The organism is Nocardia sp. NPDC127526 (genome assembly GCF_042672265.1).
GTDB lineage: Bacteria > Actinomycetota > Actinomycetes > Mycobacteriales > Mycobacteriaceae > Nocardia.
This window is the reverse complement of the sequence record NZ_JBHXVO010000019.1, coordinates 91,055-117,166: the sequence shown is the minus strand read 5'-3', so window position 1 is coordinate 117,166 and position 26,112 is coordinate 91,055. Positions and strand designations below refer to the sequence as shown.

General features: G+C 67.2%; 24 protein-coding genes, 1 pseudogene and 1 riboswitch. Of the genes and pseudogenes, 19 read left to right on the top strand and 6 right to left on the bottom strand.

The genetic code is table 11. From position 1 onward, the window contains the following. Window positions 1-166 precede the first annotated feature (166 nt). Window positions 167-394 (bottom strand): WhiB family transcriptional regulator, encoded by a 228-nt coding sequence (locus ACFVIV_RS26490; protein WP_040861059.1) that lies wholly within the window; start codon window positions 392-394, stop codon window positions 167-169. Window positions 395-1,026: 632 nt separating this feature from the next. Here ACFVIV_RS26490 and cofD point away from each other — a divergent pair. The 4 genes from cofD (at window position 1,027) to ACFVIV_RS26470 (ending at window position 4,629) form a co-directional block, all read left to right on the top strand. Then, window positions 1,027-1,986: a 2-phospho-L-lactate transferase gene (gene cofD, locus ACFVIV_RS26485; RefSeq protein ID WP_379200808.1), complete on the top strand. Its 960-nt coding sequence runs from the start codon at window positions 1,027-1,029 to the stop codon at window positions 1,984-1,986. Between the two features lie 31 nt (window positions 1,987-2,017). Then, a complete protein-coding gene (locus ACFVIV_RS26480) occupies window positions 2,018-3,379 on the top strand; it encodes a coenzyme F420-0:L-glutamate ligase (protein WP_379200741.1) in 1,362 nt (453 codons plus the stop codon). Then, window positions 3,376-3,894, top strand: coding sequence for an NUDIX hydrolase (locus ACFVIV_RS26475; RefSeq protein ID WP_379200739.1), 519 nt, complete (start codon window positions 3,376-3,378; stop codon window positions 3,892-3,894). Before ACFVIV_RS26480 ends, ACFVIV_RS26475 begins: the two co-directional genes overlap by 4 nt. Before the next feature lie 50 nt (window positions 3,895-3,944). Then, window positions 3,945-4,110: riboswitch (FMN riboswitch) on the top strand. An 81-nt stretch (window positions 4,111-4,191) separates the two neighbouring features. Then, on the top strand, window positions 4,192-4,629 hold the full coding sequence (locus ACFVIV_RS26470) for a 6,7-dimethyl-8-ribityllumazine synthase (protein ID WP_379200738.1): 438 nt from the start codon (window positions 4,192-4,194) through the stop codon (window positions 4,627-4,629). A gap of 479 nt (window positions 4,630-5,108) precedes the next feature. On the opposite strand, the gene ACFVIV_RS26465 is transcribed toward ACFVIV_RS26470, so the two are convergent. Next, on the bottom strand, window positions 5,109-6,500 hold the full coding sequence (locus ACFVIV_RS26465) for a cation:dicarboxylate symporter family transporter (protein ID WP_379200736.1): 1,392 nt from the start codon (window positions 6,498-6,500) through the stop codon (window positions 5,109-5,111). A 146-nt stretch (window positions 6,501-6,646) separates the two neighbouring features. On the opposite strand from ACFVIV_RS26465, the gene ACFVIV_RS26460 reads away from it, so the two are divergent. The 4 genes from ACFVIV_RS26460 to ahcY all read left to right on the top strand — a co-directional run bounded on the left by ACFVIV_RS26460 (window position 6,647) and on the right by ahcY (window position 11,816). Next, the gene (locus ACFVIV_RS26460; RefSeq protein WP_379200734.1) at window positions 6,647-8,221 is read left to right on the top strand and encodes an ATP-binding protein; all 1,575 of its coding nucleotides are present in this window, start codon (window positions 6,647-6,649) and stop codon (window positions 8,219-8,221) included. Next, the gene (locus tag ACFVIV_RS26455) at window positions 8,218-8,910 is read left to right on the top strand and encodes a response regulator (protein WP_379200732.1); all 693 of its coding nucleotides are present in this window, start codon (window positions 8,218-8,220) and stop codon (window positions 8,908-8,910) included. The genes ACFVIV_RS26460 and ACFVIV_RS26455 overlap by 4 nt, the downstream gene beginning before the upstream one ends. A 191-nt stretch (window positions 8,911-9,101) precedes the next feature. Further along, the gene (locus ACFVIV_RS26450; protein WP_379200730.1) at window positions 9,102-10,253 is read left to right on the top strand and encodes an alkane 1-monooxygenase; all 1,152 of its coding nucleotides are present in this window, start codon (window positions 9,102-9,104) and stop codon (window positions 10,251-10,253) included. A gap of 90 nt (window positions 10,254-10,343) precedes the next feature. Then, on the top strand, window positions 10,344-11,816 hold the full coding sequence (gene ahcY, locus ACFVIV_RS26445; protein WP_379200728.1) for an adenosylhomocysteinase: 1,473 nt from the start codon (window positions 10,344-10,346) through the stop codon (window positions 11,814-11,816). A 108-nt stretch (window positions 11,817-11,924) separates the two neighbouring features. Here the strand turns inward: ahcY and ACFVIV_RS26440 are convergent, their stop codons facing one another. After that, window positions 11,925-13,028: a glycerophosphodiester phosphodiesterase gene (locus tag ACFVIV_RS26440; protein WP_379200727.1), complete on the bottom strand. Its 1,104-nt coding sequence runs from the start codon at window positions 13,026-13,028 to the stop codon at window positions 11,925-11,927. 91 nt (window positions 13,029-13,119) lie between these two features. On the opposite strand from ACFVIV_RS26440, the gene ACFVIV_RS26435 reads away from it, so the two are divergent. From ACFVIV_RS26435 to ACFVIV_RS26385, 11 genes and pseudogenes are all read left to right on the top strand, one after another. Further along, on the top strand, window positions 13,120-13,767 hold the full coding sequence (locus ACFVIV_RS26435) for a dTMP kinase (protein ID WP_379200725.1): 648 nt from the start codon (window positions 13,120-13,122) through the stop codon (window positions 13,765-13,767). 77 nt (window positions 13,768-13,844) lie between these two features. Then, complete coding sequence (mtrA, locus tag ACFVIV_RS26430) at window positions 13,845-14,522, top strand: MtrAB system response regulator MtrA (RefSeq protein ID WP_029931579.1); 678 nt, start codon at window positions 13,845-13,847, stop codon at window positions 14,520-14,522. After that, entirely contained in the window at window positions 14,519-16,342 is a 1,824-nt protein-coding gene (mtrB, locus tag ACFVIV_RS26425; RefSeq protein WP_379200723.1) for an MtrAB system histidine kinase MtrB, read from the top strand. The genes mtrA and mtrB overlap by 4 nt, the downstream gene beginning before the upstream one ends. Beyond that, entirely contained in the window at window positions 16,339-18,141 is a 1,803-nt protein-coding gene (gene lpqB / locus ACFVIV_RS26420; RefSeq protein ID WP_379200721.1) for an MtrAB system accessory lipoprotein LpqB, read from the top strand. Before mtrB ends, lpqB begins: the two co-directional genes overlap by 4 nt. 189 nt (window positions 18,142-18,330) lie before the next feature. After that, complete coding sequence (locus tag ACFVIV_RS26415) at window positions 18,331-18,975, top strand: ComF family protein (protein WP_379200719.1); 645 nt, start codon at window positions 18,331-18,333, stop codon at window positions 18,973-18,975. A 249-nt stretch (window positions 18,976-19,224) separates the two neighbouring features. Continuing rightward, window positions 19,225-19,881: a ribosome hibernation-promoting factor, HPF/YfiA family gene (hpf, locus tag ACFVIV_RS26410; RefSeq protein ID WP_379200717.1), complete on the top strand. Its 657-nt coding sequence runs from the start codon at window positions 19,225-19,227 to the stop codon at window positions 19,879-19,881. Between the two features lie 113 nt (window positions 19,882-19,994). Continuing rightward, window positions 19,995-20,249, top strand: coding sequence for a type II toxin-antitoxin system Phd/YefM family antitoxin (locus tag ACFVIV_RS26405; protein ID WP_379200715.1), 255 nt, complete (start codon window positions 19,995-19,997; stop codon window positions 20,247-20,249). Beyond that, window positions 20,246-20,512, top strand: coding sequence for a type II toxin-antitoxin system RelE/ParE family toxin (locus tag ACFVIV_RS26400; RefSeq protein WP_379200713.1), 267 nt, complete (start codon window positions 20,246-20,248; stop codon window positions 20,510-20,512). Before ACFVIV_RS26405 ends, ACFVIV_RS26400 begins: the two co-directional genes overlap by 4 nt. Before the next feature lie 47 nt (window positions 20,513-20,559). Further along, window positions 20,560-21,256: pseudogene (locus ACFVIV_RS26395) on the top strand (acetyl-CoA C-acyltransferase); the annotation flags it as partial. Between the two features lie 203 nt (window positions 21,257-21,459). Continuing rightward, a complete protein-coding gene (locus ACFVIV_RS26390; RefSeq protein ID WP_379200711.1) occupies window positions 21,460-22,032 on the top strand; it encodes a hypothetical protein in 573 nt (190 codons plus the stop codon). 111 nt (window positions 22,033-22,143) lie between these two features. Beyond that, window positions 22,144-22,533 carry a hypothetical protein gene (locus tag ACFVIV_RS26385; RefSeq protein WP_379200709.1) on the top strand — a complete coding sequence of 130 codons (390 nt, stop codon included), beginning with the start codon at window positions 22,144-22,146 and terminating at the stop codon, window positions 22,531-22,533. Window positions 22,534-22,543: 10 nt separating this feature from the next. Here ACFVIV_RS26385 and bluB read toward each other — a convergent pair whose 3' ends face one another. The 3 genes from bluB to ACFVIV_RS26370 form a co-directional block, all read right to left on the bottom strand. Next, the gene (bluB, locus tag ACFVIV_RS26380; RefSeq protein ID WP_379200707.1) at window positions 22,544-23,206 is read right to left on the bottom strand and encodes a 5,6-dimethylbenzimidazole synthase; all 663 of its coding nucleotides are present in this window, start codon (window positions 23,204-23,206) and stop codon (window positions 22,544-22,546) included. Between the two features lie 68 nt (window positions 23,207-23,274). Continuing rightward, entirely contained in the window at window positions 23,275-24,528 is a 1,254-nt protein-coding gene (locus ACFVIV_RS26375) for a fatty acid desaturase family protein (RefSeq protein ID WP_379200705.1), read from the bottom strand. 95 nt (window positions 24,529-24,623) lie between these two features. Beyond that, window positions 24,624-26,057, bottom strand: a complete 1,434-nt coding sequence (locus ACFVIV_RS26370) for a fatty acid desaturase family protein (RefSeq protein WP_379200703.1) — start codon at window positions 26,055-26,057, stop codon at window positions 24,624-24,626. Window positions 26,058-26,112 lie beyond the last annotated feature (55 nt).

Below are 26,112 nucleotides of genomic sequence, written 5' to 3'. Positions count from 1 at the left end.
TCTCCGCGACTTCAGCGCCCGGCTGAGAGCCGTGGCCGGTCCCATTCGCGTGCCGGCGGTTGGGTGCTCCCGCCATTCTGGGGGTACCCCACGAGTTACCCGGACCTCACGAAATCAGTTGTCGCCATCGGGAATTCAGCGGGCCGCGCCTACGCGGCACGCCGCATCAGATAATGCCGCGCTTGAGCCGGCGGCGTTCCCGCTCCGACAGTCCGCCCCAGATGCCGAAGCGTTCGTCGTTGGCGAGGGCGTATTCGAGGCATTCGTCGCGGACCTCGCAGCCCATGCAGATCCGCTTGGCCTCGCGGGTGGAACCGCCCTTCTCCGGGAAGAACGCCTCCGGATCGGTCTGGGCGCACAGCGCCCGTTCCTGCCACTGCTCGGCCTCGGTCATCCGGCCACCACGTGAAAAGCTGTCGAACACTTCGTCATTGCCCCCGGTGACGATCAGACTCAGGCGCGGGGGTTCGGGCTGGTACTGAGCGCGTGCCCATTGGCCGCCCCCCTGCCGCGTCGTCATCGGTTCACCCCCCTCGTTTCCGTTCCATCCGTCGGCGCAGAAGCCAGGTGCTGCGCCAGTTGTGGACTCGGATTGCGATACACCGCCCGGAATGCCTGACGGGGCCAGCTCATCGGCCATCGCTCCGCCTCCTCACTGTGTGTTAGCGCAGAATGATTTTTCCGCCGGAACCGATCCCACCGACGGCCCAACACCGCGGCGTAGTCCCGCGGCCATCCCCGAGCTGTTCGCCACTCCGATGATGCGAACGCGTGTTCGAAAAGCCGTCCGCGCCTTGAGCTCTCGCGCGGACCCGGAATGACATGCCTGTGATTAGACACGCCGGGCGCGGTGATGGTCAAGCTGCCGAAGCTATTCCGTTACCATCTCGGACCCTCTTCGACGGGGTTCCCGCAGATCAAACAGCAAATTGTCAGCAAATGGACTGTTGAAAGTTTGCGCGCTCGCAACGCATAGGCTGTGCGGATGTGACTCGAGAACAAGCGGAGACCGCGCCCGGCACCGGACTGCGGATCGCGGTACTGGTCGGTGGAGTCGGCGGCGCGCGGTTCCTGCAGGGCGTGCGCGAACTGGTCCCCGGCGCGGACGTGACGGCCATCGTGAACGTGGGCGACGACGTCTGGATGCACGGCCTGCGCATCTGCCCTGACCTGGACACCTGCATGTACACGCTGGGCGGCGGCATCGACACCGAACGCGGCTGGGGCCATGCGAACGAGACCTGGAACGCCAAGGAGGAGCTGGCGAAATACAAGGCTCAGCCCGATTGGTTCGGACTGGGTGATCGCGATATCGCCACGCATCTCATCCGCAGTGAAATGTTGCGTCAGGGATACCCGCTCTCCGCGGTCACCGAGGCGCTCTGCAACCGCTGGCAACCCGGTGTGAAACTGCTTCCGGCAACCGACGACAGATGTGAAACACATGTCGTTATCGGAGACCCGGAGAACCCTGGCGAACGCCGCGCGATCCATTTCCAGGAGTGGTGGGTCCGGTACCGGGCGAACGTCGAGACCCATGGATTCGTGACTATTGGGGCGGATGCTGCAAAACCGGCGCCAGGTGTGACGGAAATCATAGATTCATCCGACGTGGTCCTGCTGGCCCCGTCGAACCCGGTCGTGAGCATCGGCGCGATCCTGTCCGTGCCCGGAATCCGGGGCGCGCTGCGCACCTCCGGCGCCAAGGTGATCGGCCTGTCTCCGGTCATCGGCGGAAAGCCGTTGCGCGGCATGGCCGATGAATGCCTGTCCGTGATCGGGGTGGAGACCACCGCGGAGGCCGTCGGCAACTACTACGGCGCGCGCTCGGCTACCGGCATCCTGGACGGTTGGCTTGTGCACAGCACGGATACCGCCGACGTGCCCGGCGTCGAGGTGCGCAGCGTCCCGCTGCTCATGAGCGATCCCGCCGCCACCGCCGAGATGGTTCGGGAAGCCCTCGACATCGCGGGCGTGAAACCATAAGCGCTACAACACTTCATCGCGGGAGGGACGCGTGACCACAGAATCGAGCCCGCTGGGCGATCATGCCGCGGGCGGCGAATTGCGCATTCTGCCCATCCTCGGCCTGCCCGAGTTCCGGCCGGGCGACGACCTCGCCGAACACATTGCGGCACAGGCGCCTTGGCTGCAGGACGGCGATGTGCTGGTGGTGACCAGCAAGATCGTCTCCAAGGTCGAGGGCCGCATCGTGCACGCCCCCGTCGACCCGGACGAGCGCGACGCCGCGCGCCGGGAACTGGTGGCGCAGGAGGCGGTGCGGGTGCTGGCCCGCAAGAACCGCACCCTCATCACCGAGAACCGGCTCGGCATCGTCCAGGCCGCCTCGGGCGTGGACGGGTCCAATGTGGACAAGGGCGAACTGGTGCTGCTGCCGGTCGATCCGGACGCCAGCGCCAAGGCGCTGCGCGCCGCCCTGGCCGAACGGCTCGGGGTGCGGGTGGCCGTGGTCGTCACCGACACCATGGGCCGCGCCTGGCGGGCCGGGCAGATCGACGCCGCCATCGGCTCGGCCGGGCTGCGGGTGCTGCACGACTACGCGGGCGCGGTCGACGGACAGGGCAATGAACTGCACGTCACCCTGGTCGCCATCGCCGACGAGCTGGCCGCCGCCGCGGACCTGGTGAAGGGCAAGCTGGGCGGCGTCCCGATCGCGGTGGTGCGCGGGCTGGAGTACGACGACGACGGCTCCACCGCCGCCGATATCCCGCGCCGGGGCGTGGACGACCTGTTCTGGCTGGGCACCGAGGAATCCATCGAGCTGGGCCGCAATCAGGCGGTCCTGATGCGGCGGTCGGTGCGCCAATTCGCCGACACCCCCGTCGAACCCGGCATCATTCGCGCCGCGGTCGGGGCCGCGCTCACCGCGCCGGCCCCGCACCACACCCGCCCGGTGCGCTTCGTCTGGCTGCGCAAGCGCGGGCTGCGCGATCAGCTGCTGGAGGCCATGGCGGAGAAGTGGCGCGCGGATCTCTCCGGCGACGGCCGCACCCCGGAGAGCGTGGAACGGCGGGTGGCGCGCGGCCGCATCCTCTTCGACGCCCCCGAGGTGATCATCCCGTTCTGCGTTCCCGATGGCGCGCACGACTATCCGGACGAGCGCCGCCGCGCGGCCGAGCGCACCATGTTCACCGTGGCCGTCGGCGCGGCGGTGCAGGGGCTGCTGGTCTCGCTGGCGGTCAAGGGCGTGGGCAGCTGCTGGATCGGCTCCACCATCTTCGCGCCCGAGGTGACGCGTGACGTCCTCGGCCTGGAAGCAGACTGGACGCCATTGGGAGCCATTGCCATCGGCTACCCGACCGAGGAACTCGCACCGCGCGAGATTCGCGAATCGGGCATTGGGCTGGTGGAGCTGTGAGCGCCGAATCGTTGCACAAATCCGCCACCGAACTGCTCGAAACCTGGTCCCCGGCAACGGGTCCGGAGCAGTCCCTGCGCGAGGCCATGCTGGCCTTCCTGGGCTCCGCCCCGCGCGGCTGCCTGCGCGAGCACGCGCCCGGGCACATCACCGCCTCGGCCATCGTGCTCTCCCACGACGAGCGCGAGGTGCTGCTGACCCTGCACCCGCGCGTGGGCCGCTGGATCCAATTGGGCGGGCACTGCGAGGAATTCGATGACACGGTCGCCGCGGCGGCCTTCCGCGAGGCCACCGAGGAATCCGGCATCGACGGCTTGGTTCTCGAACCGGGCCTCTACGGCGCTCAGGCGCACCCCATTACCTGCTCGCTCGGCGTACCCACCCGCCACCTGGATCTGCTCTTCAAGATCAAGGCTCCGAAAGGGGCTGTCCCCGTCCGCAGTTCGGAATCCGACGACCTGCGCTGGTGGCCGCTGGACGCGCTGCCCGCCGATGCCGACGTGCAGCTGTTCTGAGATCCGGCAGAGATTCCACCCCGCCGTGCCCGTGTTAGAGTCCGCTCTGTACACGTTCTCAGGGCGGGGTGGAATTCCCCACCGGCGGTAATGGCGTCCGGACCGATCCGGAGCGCACGAGCCCGCGAGCGCCGCACATCCACGGATGTGCGGGTCGAGCAGATCCCGGTGTGATTCCGGAGCCGACGGTCACAGTCCGGATGAAAGAGAACGCGACACGGTGCAGTCCGGTCGTTCGCGGCCGGTCCTGTTCGCGTCGCCATGCCCTGGGTGACATAGCGAACAGGAGAAGATCTCATGTCACCCAATCGAATCGCCATCATCGCCGCCCGCTGGCACGCCGACATCGTCGACCAGGCGGTACAAGCCTGCCGGATCACCCTCGCCGACAACGGCTATCGGGACGTCGATGTCATCGAGGTCCCCGGCGCCTTCGAAATCCCGCTGCGCGCCAAGCGCCTGGCCGCCAGTGGCGAGTACGCCGCCATCGCCGGCTGCGCCCTGGTGGTCGACGGCGGCATCTACCGGCACGATTTCGTGGCGGCGACCGTCGTGGACGCGCTCATGCGCGTCCAGCTCGACACCGATGTGCCCGTCTTCTCGGCGGTGCTGACCCCGCACCACTTCCACGAGCACGAGGAGCACCTGACGTACTTCGGGCGGCACTTCGCGGTCAAGGGCGAACAACTCGGCAACGCCATCGTGGCCACGCTGGGGCTCGACGTCACCGTCTGACGACGACAATCGGGCCGGTCACTGTCGAGACCGGCCCGACTCTCCGCCGGGCAGTGACAACGCAGGCCAGTGGCTCGATTCACGGTACGTGACCACTACACCGAGACCGATGCACCGTCCCAGCTTCTGGCTGGCCGTGGGTGTGCTTATCGTCGGCGCCGCCGCCATAGGCTTCGGCTTCGCCGGGCATTCGTGGCACATCTCCCTCCTGCGCATCGTGCTCCCGGCCGGTCACGTAGATGACCGACCCGACTTCTATGCCCTACAGGCTCTTCCGCTCAGCCAGCCGACCCGTGGGCGACACCCGCGCCCAGCTGGTCATGCGATCACCGGGAACTGGTGGCGGCATTCGTCGAGAAGGGTCCGCCACCAGTTCCCGGTCGATGGTGTTTCACATCGAGCTCACCGAGCAGATGGAAACCGCCGCCGCGCAAAGGGGTTGCGCGGCGGCGGTCGTATGGTCCCGGCCCGGGGGTGGGTTAAGCCGAAACCAAGTTCTTCTCCCCCTTGTCGATGGCAGGGGATTCGACTGGGTGGTCGTCGACCATGGTCGTCTCGTCGAAGGGGATCTCCTTGTCGAGTACGGCGCGGACCCGGGTCGGGTCGATGGTCTTGGTCCAGGTGCCGATCAGCAGGGTGGCGACGGCATTACCGGAGAAGTTGGTGAGGGCGCGGGCTTCGGACATGAAGCGGTCGATGCCCACGATCAGGCCGACGCCGTCGAGCAGGTCGGGGCGATGGCTCTGCAAGCCGCCCGCGAGGGTGGCCAATCCGGCGCCGGTGACGCCGGCCGCGCCCTTGGAGGCCAGGATCATGAACAGCAGGAGGCTGAACTGCTCGGCCAGGGTCAGGGGGTTGCCCATGGCATCGGCCACGAACAGGGTCGCCATGGTCAGGTAGATGGCGGTGCCGTCCAGGTTGAACGAATAGCCGGTCGGGACGACCACGCCCACGGTGGTGCGCTCCACGCCCACGTGCTCCATCTTGGCGATCAGGCGGGGCAGCGCCGATTCCGAGGACGAGGTGGCGACGATGAGCAGGTATTCGCGGGCCAGGTAGCGGCACAGCTTGAAGATCGAGACGCCCGAGACCGCGCGCAGCAGCACGCCGAGAATGCCGAAGACGAACACGATGCAGGTGAGATAGAAGGCCACCATCAGCAGGGCCAGCTGCTTCACCGCGTCGAGTCCGGTGCGGGCCACCACATTCGCGATGGCGCCGAAGGCGCCGATGGGGGCCAGCCACAGGATCATGGTGAGCACGCGGAACACCAGCTTCTGCAGCAGCGCGATACCGCGCAGCAGCGGCTCGCCGGTCTTGCCCATGGCCTGGATGGCGAAGCCGATCAGCAGGGCCACGAACAGGGTCTGCAGCACCTTGCCGGCGGTCAGCGAGGAGAACAGCGTGGTGGGGACGATCTCCTTGATGAAGTCCCAGGTGCCGCCCGCGCCCTCGGCGTCCTTCACGTACTTGGCGGCGTCCTTGGCGTGCCCGGCCACATCCAGTCCGGTGCCGGGCTGAATGATATTGCCGACCACCAGGCCGATGCCCAGCGCCGCGGTGGACATGGCCAGGAAGTAGGCGATGGCCATGCCGCCGACCTTGCCGACGCTGGCGGCCGCGCGCACCGAGCCGATGCCGAGCACGATGGTGCAGAAGATGACCGGCGAGATCATCATCTTGATCAGGTTCACGAACAGGGTGCCGAGTTCGCCCACCTGCTTGCCGAAGCCGGGTGCGAGCCAGCCGGCCAGGATGCCCGCCAGCACCGCGACGATGACCGCCAGGTAGAGCCAGTGCGTGCGGTCGCGCTTCTTCGGGGTAGGTTGCGCGGGCTCGTCGTGCCGCTCAGCTGTCGTCGTATCACTCATCAGGGAATTGCCTCCGGGTACTGCCTGCCGTGAGCCCGCTCACGTGGTTGTGAAGAATGATGGTTTGCCCAGTGATGCAGGTCACTGTTTCGTAAGTTTTGTTCACAGAGAGGAACGGTTCGGAAACGGTCGTGCACGGAGGCGAAGTGATAGGTCGAAGAACGCGGGCCCGCCGCACGCTGGCCGGGCAGGTGTTCGTGGTCCAGCTGGTGGTGCTGGCGGCGGTCATCGCCGCGGGCACCGCGCTGGCGGTGGTGCAGGCGCGGCGGGCGCAGGACGACGCCACCCGGGTGCAGGTCACCGATATCGCGGTGACCGTGGCCGCATCGCCGTTCACCATCGCGGCGGTGCGGGGCCCGGATCCGACGGGGCAGTTGCAGCCGGTGACCGAGCGCACCCGCAAGGCCGCCGAGGTCGACTTCATCGTCGTCATGGCGCCGGACCGGACCCGCTACACCCACACCGATCCCTCGCGCATCGGACATCCGTTCAGCGGCACCATCGATCGCGCGCTGGCGGGGGAGACCTTCACCGAAACCTTCACCGGGACACTGGGTCCCTCCATTCGCGCGGTCACGCCCGTGCGCGACGAGGCGGGCGAGATCATCGCGCTGGTGTCGGTGGGGGTGACCCGCGCGCACATCGGCGATCAGGTGCGCGATCAGCTGCCCAGCATCCTGACCATCGCCGCCGCCGGGCTGGCGCTGCTGACGCTGGCCTCGTTCCTGTTGCGCCGCAGGCTGCTCCGGCAGACGCACGGGCTGGGAGCGCGGGAACTGCAAGCCCTGTACGAGCACCACGACGCCGTGCTGCACTCGGTGCACGAGGGATTGATCGTCTTCGACAAGACCGGCGAGCGGGCCGAGGTCGTCAACGATCAGGCCCGGCTGCTGCTCGAACTGCCCGACGGCCGGGTGACCCGCGCCGATCTGCCGGTTTCCCTGCAGCGCTTGGGAACCGGGGTGGTGCGCGACGAGATGCACGTGACCTCCGATCGGGTCCTGGTGGTGAACCAGGACCTGGTCGAGCACGACGGCCGCCATATCGGCACCGTGCTCACCCTGCGCGATCACACCGAATTACGGGATGTGCTGGGCGAATTGGATTCGGTGCGCGGCTTCGCGGAATCGCTGCGCGCCCAGGCGCACGAGGCCGCCAATCGCCTGCACACCGTGGTCACCATGGTGGAGCTGGGCCGCGCCAAGGAGGCGGTGAACTTCGCGACCGCGGAACTCGAACTGTCCCAGGCCCTCATCGACCGGCTCACCGGCGCGGTGGCCGAGCCCGCGGTGGTGGCGCTGCTGCTGGGCAAGGTGGAGCAGGCCGCCGAATACGGTGTGGAGCTGACCGTCACCGGCGACACCCTGCTGGATTCCACCGATCCGCTGACCGCGCACGAAATGGTGACGCTGCTGGGCAATCTCATCGACAATGCGCTCGAGGCCGTCGGCCACGACGAGGATGCCTGGGTGGAAGTGACTGTGCGACGGGAGGATCAGGACCTGTACGTGAAGGTGGCCGACAGCGGCCCGGGCATGTCCGAGGAAGTATTCGAGCAGGCCACCGAGCGCGGCTACTCCACCAAGACCGACCACCACGGGCTGGGACTGGCGCTGGTGCGGCGGCTGGTGGCGCGGCACGGCGGCGAACTGCGGGCGCAGCGCGAGCCGGAATCGGCGGTGCTGGTGCGGTTTCCGCGACGCGGGGTGGGTCCGGCATGATCCGCGTCCTGATCGTGGAGGACGAGCCGCTCATCGCCGAGGCGCATCGCTCCTATCTCAACCGGCTGAGCGGTTTCGACGTGCGGGCCGTCGTGCACACCGGCCGCGAGGCCATCGCGGCGGCGAAAAGGTCACAGGAATCCGGCGAGCCCGTCGATCTGGTGTTGATGGACATCGGTTTACCGGATATGAGCGGTCTTGCGGTCGCAGCGGCGCTGGCGGGATTGCGGCCGCGCCCCGATGTCATCGCGGTGACCTCCGCGCGCGATCTGGCCATGGTGCGCGCCGCCGTCGCACACGGCGTGGTGCTGTATCTGCTGAAGCCGTTCACGTTTTCGGCATTCCGGGAGAAGCTCGAGCGCTATCTCGAATACCGCGCGGCCCTGCCGGCGGGCGAGGCGGCGGTCTCGCAGCAGGACATCGACCGCGCCTTCGGCGCGTTGCGCACCCCCGAGCAGCGGGCGAGCACCCCGAAAGGCATTGCGCCGCAGACGATGGAGGAGGTCTCGCGCGCCGTGCGATCGGCCGCCGCAGGGCTGTCCGCCGGCGAAGTCGGGCGAGTCGTCGGCGTTTCGCGGGTTACCGCGTGGCGATACCTGGAACGTCTCGCCGAAGACGGCGTGGTGGATCGCCGGACCGACTACGGTCGCACGGGTCGGCCACAGGTTCGCTATATGTGGTTGCACTGAGCTTGGATTCACCAGTCGTTTGCCCGTGAGGTGCGGTGACGCGGGTCACATGGTCGGTTGCCCGAGCAGGTCCTACCGATGATGTAACAGTTGCCACCCTCGAGCGACGAACGGTGTCGTAACAAGCCTAGGGTTTGTATATATCTAGCTTCGAAGTTCTGAGGTATCTAATTAGCGGGGCGAACGTGCAAATGGTTGGCAAACGGTCGGGTTCGCCGGACCCGAAACGCCACCTGTGGGTGTTGGGGCTCATCGCCCCGGGGGCTGCGCTGTTGCCCTCGCAGCTGGTCCTGCGGACCGGCTCCGAGGTCTTCTGGTGGATCGGGCCGATCCTGGTGCTGATCGTCATTCCGGTGCTGGACTGGGTCATCGGCGACGACGGCAGCAACCCTCGCGACGAGGACTACGAACTGCTCTCCAACGACCGGTACTACCGGTGGTGCACTTACCTGTTCCTGCCCATCCAGATGGTCGGGCTGTGGATCGCGGCCTGGATGTGGGCCGGCGACGACCTCTCGGTCGTCGACAAACTGGGCCTGGCGGCCACCCTGGGCTTCGTCAGCGGCATCGGCATCAATGCCGCCCACGAACTCGGCCACCGGGTCGAGAGCCTGGAACGCTGGCTGTCGAAAATCGCACTGGCGCAATCGGGCTACGGCCACTTCTTCGTGGAGCACAATCGCGGCCACCACGCCCGCGTCGCCACCCCCGAGGATCCGGCCAGCGCCCGCATGGGCGAATCCCTCTGGGAGTTCCTGCCCCGCAGCGTCATCGGCGGCTTCCGCTCCGCCATTCACCTGGAAGGCGAGCGGCTGCGCCGAAAGGGGAAGCGCTGGTGGAGTATCCACAATCACATCCTGCAGGCATGGAGCATGACTCTCGTCCTGTTCGGCTCCCTGGTCCTCGCCTACGGCCCCGCCATCCTCCCGTACCTGTTCCTGCAAGCCGCCATCGGCGCCGCCCTCCTCGAAACCGTCAACTACGTCGAGCATTACGGCCTGCTGCGCCGCCGCCGTCCCAATGGCAACTGGGCCCGCTGCTCGCCCCGCGACAGCTGGAACAGCGACCGCTTGGTCACCAATATCTTCATGTTCCACCTGCAGCGACACAGCGATCACCACGCCAATCCGGGACGCCGGTACCAGACCCTGCGCACCTCGGAAGAGGCCCCGCAACTCCCGGCCGGCTACGCCACCATGATCGTGCTCGCCCTCATCCCGCCGCTGTGGCGCTTCGTCATGGACCCGCGCCTGCTGGCGCACTACGGCGGCGATGTGCGCCAGGCCAACATTCAGCCCCGCAAGCGCGAACGGATCCTGGCCCGGCATATGGCCGCCGCCTGATCCGGCCACGCCGCCGCGCACCCTTCGCTGTGTCGCCTCCGATCGGCACCGACTAGCCTTCCAAGGGAAGCAGCCGACCAGGAGAGGCAGATGACGACCGCAGTGTCCAGCAATATGACGCCTGACGTCCGCAACGGGATCGATTACAAGGTGGCGGACCTGTCACTGGCCGAGTTCGGCCGCAAGGAGATTCGCCTTGCCGAGCACGAGATGCCCGGGCTCATGGCCCTGCGGCGCGAGTACCACGAGGTGCAGCCGCTCAAGGGTGCGCGCATCTCCGGGTCGCTGCACATGACCGTGCAGACCGCCGTGCTCATCGAGACCCTGGTCTCGCTCGGCGCCGAGGTCCGCTGGGCCTCCTGCAATATCTTCTCCACCCAGGATCACGCCGCCGCGGCCATCGTGGTCGGCCCGCACGGCACCGTCGAGGAGCCCAAGGGCGTCCCGGTGTTCGCCTGGAAGGGCGAGACCCTGGAGGAGTACTGGTGGGCCGCCGAGCAGATGCTCACCTGGCCGGGCGAGCCGGCGAACATGATTCTCGACGACGGCGGTGACGCCACCATGCTGGTGCTGCGCGGCGCCCAGTTCGAGAAGGCCGGCGTCGTTCCGCCCGAGGACGAGACCCACTCGGCCGAGTACAAGGTGTTCCTGAACCTGCTGCGCGCCAGCCTGGAAGCCGACAAGGGCAAGTGGGGCAAGATCGCCGAATCGGTGCAGGGCGTCACCGAGGAGACCACCACCGGCGTGCTGCGGCTCTACCAGTTCGCGGCCGCGGGCGAGCTGACCTTCCCGGCCATCAATGTCAACGACTCGGTCACCAAGTCCAAGTTCGACAACAAGTACGGCACCCGCCACTCCCTGGTCGACGGCATCAACCGCGGCACCGACGTCCTCATCGGCGGCAAGAAGGTGCTCATCTGCGGTTACGGCGATGTCGGCAAGGGCTGCGCGGAATCGCTCAAGGGCCAGGGCGCGCGCATCCAGGTCACCGAGATCGACCCGATCAATGCGCTGCAGGCGCTCATGGACGGCTTCGACGTGGTCACCGTGGAATCCGCCATCGGCGACGCCGACATCGTGGTCACCGCGACCGGCAACAAGGACATCATCACCCTCGACCACATGAAGGCGATGAAGGACCAGGCCATCCTGGGCAATATCGGCCACTTCGACAATGAGATCGACATGGCCGCGCTGGAGCGCTCCGATGCCGAGCGGCTCAATATCAAGCCGCAGGTCGACCTGTGGACGTTCAAGTCCGGCAAGTCCATCATCGTGCTGTCCGAGGGCCGCCTGCTGAACCTGGGCAATGCCACCGGCCACCCGTCGTTCGTCATGTCGAACAGCTTCTCCAACCAGGTCATCGCCCAGATCGAGCTGTGGACCAAGCCCGACGAGTACGACAACGAGGTGTACCGCCTCCCGAAGCACCTGGACGAGAAGGTCGCTCGCATCCACGTCGAGGCGCTGGGCGGCGAGCTGACCAAGCTCACCAAGGACCAGGCCGAGTACATCGGCGTGGACGTCGAGGGCCCGTACAAGCCGGAGCACTACCGGTACTGAGCTGACCCAACTCCCGGGGCTCTCAGGGGGCTTCGCCCCCGAACCTCTGATGAAAAGTCCGGCCCGTCACCTTGGTGACGGGCCGGACTTTATGTGTGGCAGCTCAACTCACTTGTTGTAGGCCTTCGGGAGGGGGTAGCCCTTCTCTTCCATGACCTCTCGCGCCCGGTTGGGGTAGTCGGTGATGATGCCGTCGACGCCCTGGTCGAGGACGAGGGCGATGGTCTCCTTGTTGTTGACCGTCCACGGGATCACCTTGATGCCCATTTCGTGGGCCTTGCCGACGTATTCGCTGGTGGTGGTGAGCTTGAAGCCCGGGTCGCCCACCTTGGCGTCGCTGTCCCAAGGGTTCACGTAGCTGGGTGACGAGATGTCCGCGCCCAGAGCCTTGATCGCGCCCAGCGGATCCTCGGGGTGATCCTCGTAGCGGATCGGTTGCAGCCAGGGGCTGTTCGGCTTGAAGGTGGAGTCGTCGTAGAGCGCGACGGTGGGGATGGCGGGGTTCTTGGCCTTCACCAGGGGCAGGCTGCGCCAGTCGAAGCTCTGGATCTCGACCTTGTCGGTGGCTCCGGCTTCGCTGACCGCGCCGAGGATGACGTCGACGAATTCCTCGGGTGTGGCCGACTGGTCCGGGTTTTCGGCCTCGAGCTTGGTCTCGATGTTGTAGCGCAGGCCCTCGAAGGCGCCGGGATAGGTCTTCACCAGTTCGAACAGCTCCGGCAGCCGGGCGATCTTGTTGCCCGGAAGCTCTTGCGCCTCAGGGAAATCGTCGAGCTTCTTGCCGCAGTCGAGGGTGTGGATCTGGTCGTAGGTCAGCTCGTGCACGAGCTTGCCGACATACGGGTACTGCGGGTCGTCCGGGAAGGCCGGGGCGGTGTCGGAGCACTTCTGCTCCTGGATCTTCGGGTCGTGCCAGATGATCGGGACATTGTCCTTGGTCAGCACGATGTCGAGTTCGAGCGTGGTGACGCCGAGTTCGATGGCCTTGGCGAAGCCGGGCAGCGATTCCTCGATGGTCATGCCGCGCCCGCCGCGATGCGCCTGCAAGTCGAACGGGCGGTTGGGATCGGCCGAGGCGGTGGCGGTGGACGAGGTCGAGGACTTGTCGTCCGAGCTATTGCCACAGGCGGTCATACCGAGGGCGGCAACCGCGACGCCGGCGAGGGCGATTGTCCTTCTGACGTGCTGGGAGCTCCGGTGGGAGAAGGTCATGGCCGGGACTATAGCAATCCGAAGGCAAATTCAAGCGGGGCGAATCGGGCGCGTAACTTGCCAAGCGCGCTGGTCAGGTAGTCTCGCGGGCATGGGTGCGCTGGTGGTGCTGGAAGGGCTCGACGGTGCGGGTAAACGCACGCTGACCGAGGCCGTCCTGACCGTGCTGCGCGCTCGCGGACTGCGTGTCGCGACCCTGGCCTTCCCGCGCTACGGCCGTTCCGTGCACGCCGACCTCGCCGCCGAGGCGCTGCGCGGTCAGCACGGCGACCTGGCCGCCTCGGTGAATGCCATGGCGCTGCTGTTCGCGCTCGACCGGGCCGACGCGCGCGATGAGCTGTCAAAATTGCTGGCGGACAACGACATCGTGCTACTGGACCGCTATGTGGCCTCGAACGCCGCCTACAACGCGGCCCGGCTGCATCAGCATGCGACCGGTGAAATCGCGGCCTGGGTAGCGGAATTGGAGTTCGGCCGTTTCGGACTGCCTGTCCCGGATGTCCAGATTTACCTGGATGTCCCGGTTGATGTGGCGGAGGAGCGGGCCCGGCTGCGCGGCGAAGCGGACGAAACGCGCGCCCTGGATGCCTACGAGAAAGACGGTGGGCTGCAGCGGCGGACCGGTGAGGTCTATCGTGAACTCGCCGAAACCGGCTGGCACGGACCGTGGTGGGTGCATCGGAGCGGTGACGATCCGGCAACACTCGCAGTTCGGATGGCGGAAATTGTTGCTGGATAGGGTTGGATGTGCGCCGACAGGTCACGAGTGTTGGCGTGGCGGCCTGATTGGAGCCGGAGAGGTGACAACATAGTCTTATGAAACCCAAGATTCTGGTCGTCGACGACGATATGGCTCTCGCAGAGATGCTCACGATCGTCTTGCGCGGCGAGGGCTTCGACCCCCACGTCGTCGGCGACGGCACGCAGGCGCTGACTGCGGTCCGGGAGCTGCGCCCGGACCTGGTCTTGCTGGATCTCATGCTGCCCGGCATGAACGGCATCGACGTGTGCCGGGTGTTGCGAGCCGATTCGGGAGTGCCCATCGTGATGCTGACGGCGAAGACCGATACGGTCGACGTCGTCCTGGGTTTGGAGTCCGGCGCCGACGATTACATCGTCAAGCCGTTCAAGCCGAAGGAACTGGTCGCTCGGGTGCGGGCCCGCCTGCGCCGCACCGAGGAGGAGCCGCAGGAACTGCTCTCCATCGCGGATATCGTCATCGACGTGCCGGCGCACAAGGTGACCCGCGGCGGACAGCAGATCTCGCTGACTCCCTTGGAGTTCGATCTGCTGGTGGCGCTGGCCCGCAAGCCGCGTCAGGTGTTCACCCGTGAGGTGCTGCTCGAACAGGTCTGGGGTTACCGGCACGCCGCCGACACCCGCCTGGTCAATGTGCACGTGCAGCGCTTGCGCGCCAAGGTGGAGAAGGATCCCGAGAACCCGGAGATCGTGCTGACCGTGCGAGGTGTTGGCTACAAGGCCGGACCGCCGTGATCGCTGGCTCCAGAAACCGCGTTCAGCGGTTGCTGGCGGTAGTGGTGGCCTGGTTTCGCAATGTAGGTGAGCAACTGGGCCACGTCTGGCGACGTTCGCTGCAGTTGCGCGTCGTCGTGTCCACTTTGACGCTGTCGCTGATCGTGATCACGATTCTCGGAGTCGTGCTCACGGGTCAGATCACCGACCGTCTGCTGGACGCGAAGATCAATGCGGCCGTCGAGGAGATGACCCGCGCCCGCAATACCGTGCAGGCCACCCTGACCGGCGTGCACGATTCGAGTACCCAGCTGGCTCGCCTGGAGGATGCCCGCCGCGCCCTGACCGGGGGCGGCGGCTCCCAATCCGGCGGCGCCGCAGGCAGTTACGATTCCGCGCTGGCCATGGTCGGCGATTCGCAGGCCGAGCTGACCGCCGGGCCGATCCAGGAAATCCCGCCGGAGCTGCGGCATTTCGTGCAGGAGCGGCAGGTCAGCTATCAGTTCGCCACGGTCTCCGATCCCAATGGCTACCGCGGCTCCGCGCTGATCATCGGCAGCCCGGCCGCCGACATCCCCACGCTGGAGATCTACCTGGTCTTCCCGCTCACCGCCGAACAGCGCAGCCTCGGGCTCATGCGCGGCACCATGCTCATCGGCGGCATCGTGCTGCTGGTGCTGCTGGCCGCCATCACCGCGCTGGTGACGCGACAGGTGGTGCTGCCCATCCGTTCCGCGGCGCGCATCGCCAGCCGGTTCGCCGACGGGCGGCTCAAGGAGCGCATGCTGGTGCGCGGCGAGGACGATATGGCGCGACTCGCCATGTCGTTCAACGAGATGGCCGAGAGCCTGTCGAATCAGATCACCCAGCTCGAAGAGTTCGGAAATCTGCAGCGGCGCTTCACCTCCGATGTGAGCCACGAACTGCGCACGCCGTTGACGACCGTGCGCATGGCGGCCGATCTCATCCACGGCTCCAGCGACGATCTGGATCCCGCGCTGGCGCGCTCGGCCGAACTGCTCGTCAACGAGCTCGACCGGTTCGAGGGCCTGCTCAACGATCTGCTCGAAATCAGCCGGCACGACGCGGGTGTGGCCGAGCTGCAAGTGGAATCGCTGGATGTGCGCATGTGCGCGCGGGCGGCGGTCTCCACGGTGCGGCACCTGGCCAAGGAATCCGGGGTCGAGCTCGTGGTGGACATGCCCGAGGAACCCCTTGTCGCGGAAGTGGATCCGCGGCGCGTGGAGCGGGTGCTGCGCAACCTGCTCGCCAATGCCATCGACCACAGCGAGGGCAAACCGGTGCTCATGCGCATGCGCGGCGACGCCGATGCCAATGCGGTCGCCATCGTGGTGCGCGATCAGGGCGTGGGCCTGCGGCCCGGCGAGGAGAAGCTGGTCTTCAACCGGTTCTGGCGCTCGGACCCCTCCCGCATGCGCCGCTCCGGCGGCACCGGCCTGGGCCTGTCCATCAGCGTCGAGGACGCCAATCTGCACGAGGGCAAGCTCGAGGCCTGGGGCGAGATCGGCATCGGCGCCAGCTTCCGGCTGACCCTGCCGCTGGTGCGCGGCCGCAAGCTCGGCCTCAGCCCGCTGCCCCTGGAACCGCCCAAGGTGCGCGGTGCGGTGGTGGCCGAACAGCCGGCCATCGAGGCCCCGCCCGCCGACGCCGACGGTGCGGGGGCCGAGACCGCCACCTTCGTGGAGTTCGAATCCACGACCGCCGCACCCGATTCCGAGCCCGACGCCGCGGCCTCCGGACCGAACGGGGAACGGCCCGCACCGGACAGCGACACTCCCGACGACAGCGTGCTCGCCGACCCAGGGGACGGAAAGCCATGAGGATGCGGTCCTTACGACTGGCAACGGCGCTGGTCGTAATCGGATGCTTGTTGGTGCCGACGGGGTGTGCCAGCCTGCCGGATTCGTCCGCGCCGCAGGCGCTCGGCACCCTGGACCGGCAGCCGACCTCCGCCGACCCGGCCCCGCCCATTACCGGGCGGGAGCCGGATCGGTTGCTGCAGGACTTCTTCCAGGCCACCGCCGATCCCACCAACCGGCATCAGGCGGCGCGGCAGTATCTCTCGCCGGCGGCCAATGTGCGCTGGGACGACTCGGCAGGCACCACCATCGTGGATACGCCCAATACGCTGCGCGAGTCGCGCACCGACGCCACCGCCACCTATGTGGTGCGCGCCCGCAAGATCGGCGAGCTGGAGGCGGACGGCTCCTATCGCGCCACCGAGGGCACCTTCGAAACCAAGATCGAGATGATCAAGGTGGACGGGGAATGGCGAGTCGACGAACTACCCGGCGGGGTCGTGGTGGAGCAGAGCGCCTTCGGCAAGGCGTACAAGCGGTTCTCGCTGTTCTTCCCCAATGCGGCCGGCAATGCCATGGTTCCGGACCTGCGGTGGGTCTCCGAACGCAAGGACACGCTGACCCAGCGGCTGCTCGGCCTGCTCAGCGAGGGGCCGCAGCCCGCGCTGGGCCCGGCGGTGCGCAATCCCATGTCCGACCCGGTGGCGCTGCGCGGTCCGGTGACCAAGGCCAATGGCGAACCCGCGGGCGTCGGCATCGGCGCGGGCGGGGTGCAGATCGACTTCGCCGGGGCGGCGAACCTGGATCCCAGGGCCAAGGAACTGCTCGCCGCGCAGGTGGTGCTGACCCTGTCGGGCGCGGAGATCATCGGGCCCTACATGCTCAATGCGGAGGGCAAACCGCTCGACGAGCGCAAGGCCGTCACCGGATGGAATCGCTCCGATGTGGAGCAGTTCAGCCCGGAGGTGCTGGCCCGCAACAAGATCGGGCTGCACGCCATTCGCGACGGCGCGCTGGTCAAGGTCGCCGAATCCGGCATCGTGCCCGCGCCCGGATTCTTCGGCTCCACCCGCACCCTGCAATCGGTGGCGCTGACCCCGGACGGGAATCTGGTCGCCGCCGTGGCCGACTCGGGCCGGCCCGAACCCGAACCCGCGCGCACGCTCATTATCGGGACCTACGACGGCACCGGATTCCCGGTGGCGACCGGCGGCAGCATCTCCCGCCCGTCCTGGACCGCCGACGGGAGCTCGGTCTGGGCGGTGGTGGACGGGGACAAGGTCATCCGGGCGGTCAACGACCGCGCCACCGGCAATGTGTCGCGCGAGGACGTCGACATCTCCGGGCTGTTCACCTCGCAGGTGGCCGGGGCCGACCCGCCGCGCACACCCATCACCGAATTGCGCATCTCGCGGACCGGGGCCCGCGCCGCCATCATCGCGGGCGGGCGGATCTACGTGGCCGTGGTGGTGCGGCAGGCCGACGGCAAGTACGCGCTCACCGCGCCGCTGCCCATCGCCCCCGGCCTGAGCACCTCGGTGGTGTCGGTGGACTGGCTCAGCGGCGACACCCTCGTCATCGCCCGGGAGGGCAATGTGGTGCCGGTGCGCACCGTGCAGGTCGACGGTTCCGGACTGTCCGAACTCACCAGCCGCAACCTGACGCCCCCGGTCCGCCTGGTCAGCGCCTCCCCGGAGCATCAGTACGTCGCCGACTCCCGCGCCGTGCTCGAGCTGGCGAGCAATGCCGAAGACGGCGAACGCTATTGGCGCGAGGTGCCGGGCCTGGGCGGCAACGCCGTGCCTGTCCTGCCGGGTTGATGCGGTCCACCGCCGTCATCCCGGCGTGCTTGTGGCCGGGACCTCCACCCGTGCGCGTGGATTCCGGCCAAGAACACGCCGGAATGACAAGGTGGGTGAGGCGGGTGATTTGTCCGGGCGGAGCGCGCAATTCGGGCCATTCGCGGGAAAGGGGAGGTCGGGCGCCGGCCGGCCGCGCACACTGGAGGCATGGGGGAGCTGCTGGATCTGATCCTGCCGCGCAGCTGCGCTGGCTGCGGGGCGAGCGGAACCGGGTGGTGCGCGGACTGCGCCGGCGCGCTCTCCGGTCCGCCGATCCGGATTCGCCCGCGGGCCGATCCCGGGGTGCCCTGCTGGGCGCTGGCGGGCTATCGGGGCGCGCCGCGCCGGGCCGTGCTGGCCGCCAAGGAGCACCGTCGCAGGGATCTGGCGGTCCCGCTGGGGCTGGCCCTGGCCAGGGGGCTGGATCATTTGCGGGACGCCGCCCGGCCGCTGCTATTGGTGCCCGCGCCCAGCCGCCGGGCCGCGGCGCGGCGACGCGGCGGGGATCCGGTGGTGCGGGCGGCGGCCGTCGCGGCGAGTTGGCTACCCGATTGCCGAGTGTTCGGCACGTTGCGCATGCGGCCCGGTGTGCGGGATTCGGTGGGTCTCGACTCCGGTGACCGCCAGCACAATCTGTGCGGGCGGATCATCGTAGTCCCCGACTGTCCCCCGACCGGGTGGTTTGCGGCAAATGCCGAGGTAGTGCTGGTTGACGACGTGCTCACCACCGGCACCACCATGCGCGAGTCGGTGCGCGCGCTGGCCGGTGCCGAGGTGCCCGTTCGTGCCGTGCTGGTTACCTGCCACGCTTGATTCTTCGAAATTTGCGTGAACACTGGCGGACAGGTCGCTGGCGCATTAGCGTGGCGATCAGACACCCGAACTCGAACGTTTGGAGGTGGCGCCTCGGACATCATGTGCCGAGCGAATTTCGATCGGCACACGTTTCAATCCCGCCGCACGAGCGGATTGTGCGGCCAGATCCGGGAGGTACGCGTGACGACTACTTCACGACCTTCAGCGAAGAACACAGACACCGCGGTGCTGCTGGACGACGCTTACTTGTCAGACGAGCAGACTGCTGCTCGGGCCACCAACGCGGATGTCGTGGTCAAGGGCCGAACCCTCGGTGAGGGTGGAGTGCCCGATCACTTCCGAATTCACGTCGCGGACAAGCTGTCCCGCTTGGAACGCTTCGACCCGACGATCTACCTCTTCGACGTGGAACTCACCCACGAACGCAACCGTCGTCAACGCAAGAACTGCCAGCGGATCGAAATCACCGCCCGCGGCAAGGGGCCCGTCGTACGGGCCGAAGCGTGCGCGGACAGCTTCTACGCCGCCCTCGAGTCGGCGGTCGAGAAGCTGGAGAGCCGGTTGCGCCGCCTGAAGGATCGCCGCCGCGTGCATCACGGGGACAAGACGCCGATCTCGGTCTCGGAGGCCACCGCCGGTCTCATCGACGACGCCCTCTTCGCCTCGTCGAACGGCACTTCCGATGCCCACGACCACGCCGCGGAAGCCGACGAGAACGCCGGTCCCGGCCATGTGGTGCGCACCAAGACCCACCCGGCCATCCCCATGACGGTCGATGACGCCCTCTACCAAATGGAGCTCGTCGGCCACGATTTCTTCCTGTTCCAGGACAAGGAGACCGACCGACCGTCGGTCGTCTACCGCCGCCACGCCTTCGATTACGGCCTCATCCGGCTGGCGTAGGAACGGATTACCGCACCCATATCCGACCGGGGCTGCAGGGGCCCCGGTCGCTTGCTGTTACAGCGTGTAACGCATCCGTCAGGTGTGTACACACTCGCGTGTACACTGGCGGTATGACCGAGATCAGCACCCGCGAACTCCGTACCAACCTGGCGAAGTACATCGACGCCGCCGAGGCTGGTGAGCAGGTGATCATCCTGCGTGACGGCACCCCCGCCGCCGCCCTCGTGCCGCTGTCGGTCGTCGAAGCGGTGGATGACGCCGAAGACGAAATACTGGCGCGTGAGGCCGCCGCCCGCCTCGCCGACGGCACGCCGACCGTGAGCATGGCCGAAGTGCTCGCCGACATTTTCGAGGCGCGTCAGTGAAATACGCGTTCCGGTTCCATGAATCAGCACGCCGAGAATTGCGCGCCCTGGAACAGCAGGACGCTATGCGAATCCTCACCGCGCTCACGGCCCTCGGAAATGATCCCTACGCCGAAGGGCTCGCCATCCGGAAACTGGTCGGCGTGGACGCCTACCGGTTGCGCGTCGGCCGGTTCCGAGTCGTCTACCAAGTGCAAGACGATGTGCTGGTGATACTGGTCGTGAAAGTCGGGTGGCGGCGCGACGTGTACCGCGACCTGTAGACCAGGAACTATGAACGTCGAACGGCCCCTACCGCAGGAGGTGGGGCCCGTTCTATGACCTGGTGCCGCGGCGGCCCAAGATCGAGGAGCGCACCACGGGGGAGGTCATGGGGGAGTCGGCCGAGAAAATGGCTCGCATCCATGGGATTTCGCGCGCGGCGCAGGCCGGGTTCGCCGCGCGGTCGCATCATCGCGCGGCCGCCGCCATCGATTCCGGCCGCTTCGACGGCGAGGTCACCGCGGGCAATGCCAGCCCGCTCACCGACGGCGCGTCGGCGGTGCTGCTCATGAGCGAGGAGAAGGCCCGTGAACTGGGCTTCGAACCCCTCGCGGCCTTCCGGTTCTGGAGCTACGTCAGCGTGGACCCCGCGATCAGGTCCTGATCGGCCGGCCATCTCCATGCCCCGCGCCCTCGAAAAGGCCGGAATGTCCTTGGCCGACGTCGATTTCGTGGACATCCACGAGGCCTTCGCCGCGCAGACCCTGTCCGTGGTCTCGGCCCTGGCCAGCGATGAATGGGCCAAGACCCGCCTCGAGCGCGACACCGCGGTCGGCGAGATCGACCCGGCCATCCTGAATGTGCACGGCGGCTCCGTCTCCCTCGGCCACCTCTTCGGCGCCACCGGCGTGCGCATGGTCACCACCATGGCCAACGAGCTGGCGCGCACCGGTAAATCGACCGCCCTGCTCGGCATCTGCGCGGCCGGCGGCATCGGGGCCCCGGCCATACTCGAGCGGGTCTGACTCTCCGATCACATGTGACGGATATTGCCTTCCTGTCGTGCGACAGGTTTGCTACCTGCGGATTCGTGCTGGCGGAAGACTGAAATTGTCTCGTGGATCACGCGGTTTACTGAGTGCGCTCATTTTGAGCGTTTGGGCAGGTCAAGCCTAGTCTGAAAGCGGAATTGGGATTCAGAAGTCGAAATGAAAGCTGGCGTTTCGTCATGTCCGTTCGAAAGATTGCCTACTCCGCTGTCATCGCCGTTCCCGTCGCCATTGCCGTGACGCTCGCGGGTGCGGGCTCCGCCTCCGCCGCGACGGTCGACCCACAGCCCGCCGCCCCCGCCGAGGTGCAGCGCGATCCCACCACGGGTATCCCGGTCGACACTCTGAACACCATGGGCCAGGACGCCGCGATCGGCGCCGGTATCGGCGCGGTGACCGGCGGCGTCGCGGGCGGTGTGGCCGGCGGCGTCGTCGGGCTGCCCGCCGGTGTGGTCGGCGCCGCCGTGGGCGCTCCGATCGGCGCGGCCGCCGGTGGTGCACTGGGTGCGGCCGTCGGAATGTCCACGGTGCTGGTCCCGCTGCCGCCGGTCGAGGCCGGGGCTCCGATCGTCTCCATTCCGGTGAGCATCGGTGGCGCCGCTCTTGGCGCTCCGGTCGGCGCTGCTCTCGGATTCGCTGCGGGCGAAGCGATTCCGGTCGCCATCGGCGCCGCCGGTGGCGCCGCCGCCGGTGCGGCCGCGGGCGCGGCCATCGGCGCGGGCGTCGGATACGCCACCGCACCGCAGCACTGATCATCGCGCGTACCCGCCGGAGCTCCGATTCGTACGGGCGGATCGGGGTTTCGGTGATCGTGATTCGGGAAGTCTTCGGTAACGGAGAATCGATCAGGACGGGTGCGAGATATGTTCGGCAAGAAGGCAATCGCCACCGTGGGGGCGGCGGTCGCGCTCGGCGCCGGCGGTAGCGCCGTGGCCATGGCGGATACGACGGTGCCGACCGATCCGGACATGAAGCTGGTGCTACAGGACTATCGCGACCATGTCGGTGAGCGGTTCCGGGTGCACGGGCTGGTCTACTCCGATGCCGCCGCCTGGACCCTGGTGTACGTCACCGATGAGCCGTCCGAGTTCTACACCATCGACGGCGCGCGGGCGGAGGTCGCGCGGCCGACGGCCGAGCCGATCACCCAGGGCGATATCTTCACCGGCACCATCAGCATCACCGGGCGGGCCGGATTCAATGATCCGGAGGTCAAGCTCGAGGACGTGCGAATCGTCGGCCGGCAGTGGTGAGTTCGCGAGTTCAGTCGCGCGCGCTGTAGGTCCCCCAGTGGATCGCGGCCTCCAGGGGCCGCCGTGTGCGCCAGCCGAAGCGTTCCAGGTCCGGAACGGTCTGGAATTCGTCCACCGGGCCGACGCAGAGCCAGGCCACCGGCTTCACCTCCGCGGGCACGCCGATCAGCTCGGCCAGGAACGGAGTGTCGTAGAAGCTCACCCAGCCCACGCCGATGCCCTCGGCGGTGGCGGCCAGCCACAGATTCTGGATGGCGAGAATCGTTGAGTAGATGCCGGTTTCGGGAACCGACGCGCGGCCCAGCACGTGCGCGCCGCCGCGGGCCTGGTCGTGGGTCACCACGATGCCGGTGCCGGACTCGGTAATGCCCTCGATCTTGATGGGGTCGAAGGTGGCCGCACGATCGGCCGGGAGGGAGTCGTGGAATTCGCGGCGCTTGTCCGCGACATGCCCCGCGAACTTCTCCAGCACGGCCCGGTCGCGGACCACGACGAAATCCCAGGGCATGGAATTCCCCACGCTGGGCGCGCGATGCGCCGCGTCGAGAATCCGCAGGAGGGTGTCGTCGGGGACGAGCTCCCCGGTGAACTCGGCCCGCACGTCGCGACGCAGGCGGATGGCGTCGTAGACGCTCGGACATTCAGCTGGGGAGATCGGGCCTTCGGAACACACGGGGATCAGTCAACCAGGTCGCGACAACGCCCCCGCCGAAGGACCGGCGGGGGCGTTTCGGAGCGGTGTCAGCCGACGAGCGCCGGTTCGCGGCGGCGGGTGAGCTTCTTGCGGCCCTGGGCCAGCGCGGTGCGCAGGCCGCGGCGCTTGCCGGTCGCCGGATCGATGACGGTCGCGCCGCCGAAGACCTTCTCCGACTTGGTTTCCGGGGCGTCGTGGGTGCTGCGGCGCAGGTACTTGTTGGGCAGCGACAGCTTCATGATGGTGCGCCACGCCTTCGCGTACTGCACCGGCAGCGATCCGGTGGTGTACGGCAGGTCGTACTTGTCGCACATGGCCCGCACCCGCACCGCGATATCGGCGAGCCGATTGGACGGCAGATCCGGGAACAGGTGGTGCTCGATCTGATGGCTCAGATTGCCGGTCATGAAGTGCATGAGCTTGCCGCCGGAGATATTGGCGCTGCCCAGCATCTGGCGCAGATACCACTCGCCCTGGGTCTCGCTGTCCACATCGCTGCGGGTGAACTTCTCGGCGCCGTCGGGGAAGTGGCCGCAGAAGATGACCGCATTGGTCCACACATTGCGCACCACATTGGCGGCCAGGTTGGCGGTCAGCGTGCCGAAGAAGGCGGGACCGGTGAGCAGCGGGAAGAGCAGGTAGTCCTTGCCGACCTGCTTGCCGATCTTCTTCAGCACCAGCTTGCGGTCGGCGTCGAACTGCTTCCACTCGGGGCTGTCCTTGGCCCACTTCTTCTTCGCGACCTTGCCGAGCTCCAGATGCTGGATGGCGACGCCGTATTCGAAGAACATCTGCAGCAGCAGGTTGTACACCGGCTGGCCCAGGTAGAACGGCGTCCACCGCTGATCGCGGGTGACGCGCAGCAGGCCGTAGCCGATGTCGTCGTCCATGCCCAGGACATTGGTGTACTTGTGGTGCAGGAAGTTGTGGGTGATCTTCCAGTGCTCGGCCGGGCCGGCGTTGTCCCATTCCCAGGAGGTGGAGTGGATCTCCGGATCGTTCATCCAGTCCCACTGGCCGTGCATGACATTGTGGCCGATCTCCATGTTCTCGATGATCTTGGCCGTGCCGAGCAGGGCGACGCCCGCGAGCCAGGCGGGCGGGAACAGGCTGAAGAAGAGCACGCCGCGCCCGCTGATCTCGAGCGCGCGCTGTAGGCGGATCACGCGTCGGATGTAGCGGGCGTCGGCCTCGCCCCGGGAGGATTCGATTTCGCGGCGGATGGCGTCGAGCTCTGCACCGATGGCCTCGACATCCTCCGGGGTGAGGTGCGCGTATTCCTTGACATCCGAGATCGCCATGCTGGTTACACTACCGTAGGTTACGGTTCCGTAGGTTACCTACGAATGAATCCCTAACGTGTCGAACACCGCATTGCGTTCGATATCGGAATCTGTTAGCGCTTGCGCCGCAAGAAGCGCGGGAACGACCGCTCGCGTCCGGCCTTCTCCTGCAGCAAAGCCTTTTCCTGCCTTGCCTTTTCCTGCAGCGCCGCCCTGGCCTCGCGCAACACTTCCTTCTCGTGCTGCGCCTTCTCCTTGAGCGCCACCTTGGCCTCCTGCAGCGCCGAGCGCAGCCCGCGCCGCTTGCCCGTCACCGGGTCCACCCCGGTCCAGTGATGCTCCGCCAGCCACTCGCTGCCGTGCTCGGCGATCCACTCGCTGCCATTGGCCAGCGAGGGCATGGTCGGCAGCGTGATACCGGCGAACTTGCGCTCCGAGGAGGTCTCCGGGGCATCGTCGGAGGTGCGCTTGAGGAACTTGTCCGGCAGCGCCAGCTTGTGAATCGTGCGGAACGCCAGCAGGTACTGCTTGCCCAGCGAGCCGGTGGTGTAGGGCAGGTCGTACTTGTCGCACAGTTCGCGCACCTTCACCGACACCTCGGGGTACCGATTGCTCGGAATATCCGGGAACAGGTGGTGCTCGATCTGGTAGCTGAGGTTGCCGCTCATGAACCCCATGACCGGGCCCGCCTTGAAATTGGCGCTGCCCAGCATCTGCCGCAGATACCACTCGCCGTGCGTCTCGTTCTCGAACTGCTCGACGGTGAACTTCTCCGCGCCGTCCGGGAAGTGGCCGCAGAAGATGACCGCGTAGGCCCACATATTGCGGATCAGGTTCGCGGTGGCATTCGCCTTCAGCGTCGACTTCCACGCCGGTCCGGTGAGCGCCGGGAAGATCACGAAATCCTTGGCGACCTGGCGACCGGCCTTCTTCCAGAAGTCCTTGTTGGGCTCGGAGAGGATCTGGTTGCGCGGGATCCCCATCTGATCCTTCATCGCCGACAGATCGTGCAGCGCGATGCCCCACTCGAAGGTCGCCGCCAGGATCAGATTCGCCACCGGCTGGGCCAGGTTGATCGGCTTCCATTCCTCGTCGCGCGTCATGCGCAGGATGCCGAAGCCCAGATCCTCGTCCATGTCGAGGATATTGGTGTAGGTGTGGTGCGAGTAGTTGTGTGCGGCCTTCCACTGCGCCGACGTCCCCGTCATATCCCACTCCCAGCTGGTGGAGTGGATCTCCGGGTCGTTCATCCAATCCCATTGCCCGTGGCTGATGTTGTGCCCGAGTTCCATGTTCTCGATGATCTTGGCGACCGAGAGCAGGGCGGTGCCGGCCAGCCAGGCCCAGCGGTTCCTGGAACCGAACAGGGTGGCGCGGCCGGCCGCCTCGAGAATGCGCTGGGCGGCGATGGTGCGGCGGATGTACTTGGCGTCGCGTTCGCCGAGCGACGACTCCACATCACGGCGAATGGTGTCGAGCTCCTGACCGAGGGTCTCGATATCGGCCGCCGTCAAATGAGCGAAAGCCTTGATGTCGGTGATGGCCACCGGCGATCCTTCCGTGGTTGATCTGCCTCGCGCCGAACGGCGGATGCGCGGTTCC

Bases quoted from the DNA above. Each gene is read 5' to 3' on its own strand.
- ACFVIV_RS26490 (WP_040861059.1), bottom strand. From the start codon at position 394: ATGACCGAGGCCGAGCAGTGGCAGGAACGGGCGCTGTGCGCCCAGACC.
- ACFVIV_RS26470 (WP_379200738.1), top strand. From the start codon at position 4,192: ATGTCACCCAATCGAATCGCCATCATCGCCGCCCGCTGGCACGCCGAC.
- ACFVIV_RS26465 (WP_379200736.1), bottom strand. From the start codon at position 6,500: ATGAGTGATACGACGACAGCTGAGCGGCACGACGAGCCCGCGCAACCT.
- ACFVIV_RS26455 (WP_379200732.1), top strand. From the start codon at position 8,218: ATGATCCGCGTCCTGATCGTGGAGGACGAGCCGCTCATCGCCGAGGCG.
- ACFVIV_RS26450 (WP_379200730.1), top strand. From the start codon at position 9,102: ATGGTTGGCAAACGGTCGGGTTCGCCGGACCCGAAACGCCACCTGTGG.
- ahcY (WP_379200728.1), top strand. From the start codon at position 10,344: ATGACGACCGCAGTGTCCAGCAATATGACGCCTGACGTCCGCAACGGG.
- ACFVIV_RS26440 (WP_379200727.1), bottom strand. From the start codon at position 13,028: ATGACCTTCTCCCACCGGAGCTCCCAGCACGTCAGAAGGACAATCGCC.
- ACFVIV_RS26435 (WP_379200725.1), top strand. From the start codon at position 13,120: ATGGGTGCGCTGGTGGTGCTGGAAGGGCTCGACGGTGCGGGTAAACGC.
- mtrA (WP_029931579.1), top strand. From the start codon at position 13,845: ATGAAACCCAAGATTCTGGTCGTCGACGACGATATGGCTCTCGCAGAG.
- lpqB (WP_379200721.1), top strand. From the start codon at position 16,339: ATGAGGATGCGGTCCTTACGACTGGCAACGGCGCTGGTCGTAATCGGA.
- ACFVIV_RS26415 (WP_379200719.1), top strand. From the start codon at position 18,331: ATGGGGGAGCTGCTGGATCTGATCCTGCCGCGCAGCTGCGCTGGCTGC.
- ACFVIV_RS26405 (WP_379200715.1), top strand. From the start codon at position 19,995: ATGACCGAGATCAGCACCCGCGAACTCCGTACCAACCTGGCGAAGTAC.
- ACFVIV_RS26390 (WP_379200711.1), top strand. From the start codon at position 21,460: ATGTCCGTTCGAAAGATTGCCTACTCCGCTGTCATCGCCGTTCCCGTC.
- ACFVIV_RS26385 (WP_379200709.1), top strand. From the start codon at position 22,144: ATGTTCGGCAAGAAGGCAATCGCCACCGTGGGGGCGGCGGTCGCGCTC.
- ACFVIV_RS26375 (WP_379200705.1), bottom strand. From the start codon at position 24,528: ATGGCGATCTCGGATGTCAAGGAATACGCGCACCTCACCCCGGAGGAT.